This window comes from Microcystis sp. M53598_WE2 (assembly GCF_030067735.1).
Classification (GTDB): domain Bacteria; phylum Cyanobacteriota; class Cyanobacteriia; order Cyanobacteriales; family Microcystaceae; genus Microcystis; species Microcystis aeruginosa.
This window is the reverse complement of record NZ_JASJFE010000961.1, coordinates 1-2,342: the sequence shown is the minus strand read 5'-3', so window position 1 is coordinate 2,342 and position 2,342 is coordinate 1. Positions and strand designations below refer to the sequence as shown.

At 41.5% G+C, this 2,342-nt stretch carries 3 protein-coding genes; 1 reads left to right on the top strand and 2 read right to left on the bottom strand.

The genetic code is table 11. The features are described from left to right. Both PX636_RS19720 and PX636_RS19715 read right to left on the bottom strand, forming a co-directional pair. A partial coding sequence (locus tag PX636_RS19720; protein ID WP_288118424.1) for a DUF3082 domain-containing protein occupies positions 1-282 on the bottom strand: 282 nt, incomplete at its 3' end. A 65-nt stretch (positions 283-347) separates the two neighbouring features. Next, on the bottom strand, positions 348-854 hold the full coding sequence (locus PX636_RS19715; RefSeq protein WP_002796154.1) for a hypothetical protein: 507 nt from the start codon (positions 852-854) through the stop codon (positions 348-350). A gap of 774 nt (positions 855-1,628) precedes the next feature. Between PX636_RS19715 and PX636_RS19710 the strand changes: the two genes are divergently transcribed. Next, the coding region (locus PX636_RS19710) for a DNA cytosine methyltransferase (protein WP_288118422.1) at positions 1,629-2,342 on the top strand (714 nt) is incomplete at its 3' end.

Below are 2,342 nucleotides of genomic sequence, written 5' to 3'. Positions count from 1 at the left end.
TTGAGGGCGTTTAAGCAGTAATTGGATAGCCAAAAGAATTAAACCAATGGTGACAAAAGCAAAAATAAAGGTTCCTAGAGAAGCTAAACCAAAAACTAAAGTGCGGACAGCGCTGCCAATTCTCAAGGCGATCGGACTGTGAGCAACCATTGGTTTTGAGTAAAAAGAATGACCGATCGCTGCTGTGAGATAATAGAGAATTGTCCCCAATGCTGCCGAAATTGCCGCACCAACCAAACAGCGAGTAGGAGTAACTTTTTTGGTTTCTAATTCTGTGGTCATTACTTTTTAGTCCTCAAATATTGCCCAGGTTAAATTTTAATTCTTTTCCCCAGCATTTTACCCGACTAGGACCAAGGATCGAGGACGGAAGGAAAAGAAGTATCGACTTGCGAGGAGGCGATCAGGTCTTGATTCTGGTCTAGTTGCCGTTTTAACTGTTCCCAATCGCCGGGGTCGGTTAACTCCTCATAAACAGGGGCAGCGGAAAAGATCGTTTCTTTGTCCGATGACCAGTTTCGGGAAGGAAGGACTGGATTAGTCAAATCAGGCAACTCCTGGTCGAGAATAGTCGGATTTGCGCTCTCAGGGGAAGCTGTGGGCGAATTTAGGCTAATTTCCCGCTTTAGTGACTGTAATTCACGGTTGAGAGCCTGTAATAACTGCTCGATCGCTTCGATTCTCCCGAAAACATCCGAGGGAATCTCAGGATTATTGGCAGCACAGAGGGAGGGTAAAGTTAATTCATCAGCCATGACGCGCTCGATTTCCTCTAGGGTAGTATAACCCGATTGCACTAACTTTTGGGCAAAGGAAGGCAGCTTGGTCTGAAGTTTCTTGTTTGCTAATGACATGGAATAGAGCCAGTAAAGACTGTACAACCCACTACATCCCTTAGTATTCCCATTTTTTCACCGCAGCTAACAGGTAAAAGAAAATTTATTGTCGGCTACTTATAAGTAGTCGTGCAAAATTAATTTCCTAGTCGAGACGGGAGACTCCGAGACGGGAGACAGCTATCAGGGATCAGATTTAAGTTTTTAGTTCACTGTTTACTGATCACAGCAAAAAGCGTTCCACTGACGGCTTAGATGTATAATTAATTTTGCTTATACCATTTTTCTAAAGTAATGGCAGAAATAGTTAATTACCCTCACCCCCAACCCCTCTCCCAGAAAGGGAGAGGGGAGTAGTATGCCTGCCATGAATCAAGAAAAATGCTGTTAGGTACTCAAGAATAGTTATTATTCGCTCAATGCTATCGCTGTTTATGCTTGACTCTCACTGGATTAACAGTGGACCTGTTGCATAATTAATTTTCGAGGGTTCAAAAATGGTAAAAATAGGCATGAGGTAAAAATAAAAAGAGCAGAAGAGGTCATGGTTTCTAGGTTATGCTTGTTAAAGGTATCTTTCTTATCCTACACTTGTAACACCAATCTGTTTAGTATTTGGGAGAAAAAAATTACGCAGACAGGGGAGATGGGGAGATAGGGGAGTGGGGAGACCACTTCGTGCGCGTTGCGGGGGGAAGTGGCGAGAAAGATTCGAGCATTTATACTAAAATCTAAGATAGCCGGTTTAATATCGTCTCAGGGATCAAAACTAAAGCTTAGAATAGATAAAATATGTGGACTTTTATTGATTTATTTGCCGGTGTAGGAGGATTTAGAATCGCCCTAGAGAATCTCGGTTGTCAATGCGTTTTTTCCTCGGAAATCGATCCTCACTCCCAAAAGGGTTACTTGGCTAACTATGGTCATTTACCCGATAATCAAGACATCAGAAAATTAGAGGCAAAAACTGTCCCCGATCATGATATACTGTGCGGCGGGTTTCCCTGTCAAGCGTTTAGTATCGCCGGCAGAAAACACGGTTTTGAAGATGCACGCGGAACCTTATTTTTTGAAGTTGCCCGGATACTACACGAAAAGAAACCGAAAGCTTTTATCTTAGAAAATGTCCAGGGTTTAGTCCACCACGATCGAGGTAAAACTTTAAAAACTATTTTAGATATACTAGAAAAGGATTTGCATTATTTTGTCCCTAGTCCCCAGATTTTAAATGCCAGATATTTTGGGGTTCCTCAAAACCGTCCCCGAATTTTTATCGTCGGTTTTCGAGAAGATTTAAATATTTACCATTTTTCCTATCCCCAACCAACCCATCAAGAAACTTGTCTCAAAGATATCCTAGAAGAAAAGGAAGTCAGCGTTAAATATTATCTCTCTAATCAGTATTTAGAAACTTTGTTTAAACACAAAGCTAGACACCAACATAAAGGTAATGGTTTCGGTTATGAGATTATTTCTACCGATGGTATCGCTAATGCTATTGTGGTG

Excerpts from the sequence above, each read along its gene's own strand:
- PX636_RS19715 (WP_002796154.1), bottom strand. The coding sequence starts at position 854 with ATGTCATTAGCAAACAAGAAACTTCAGACCAAGCTGCCTTCCTTTGCC.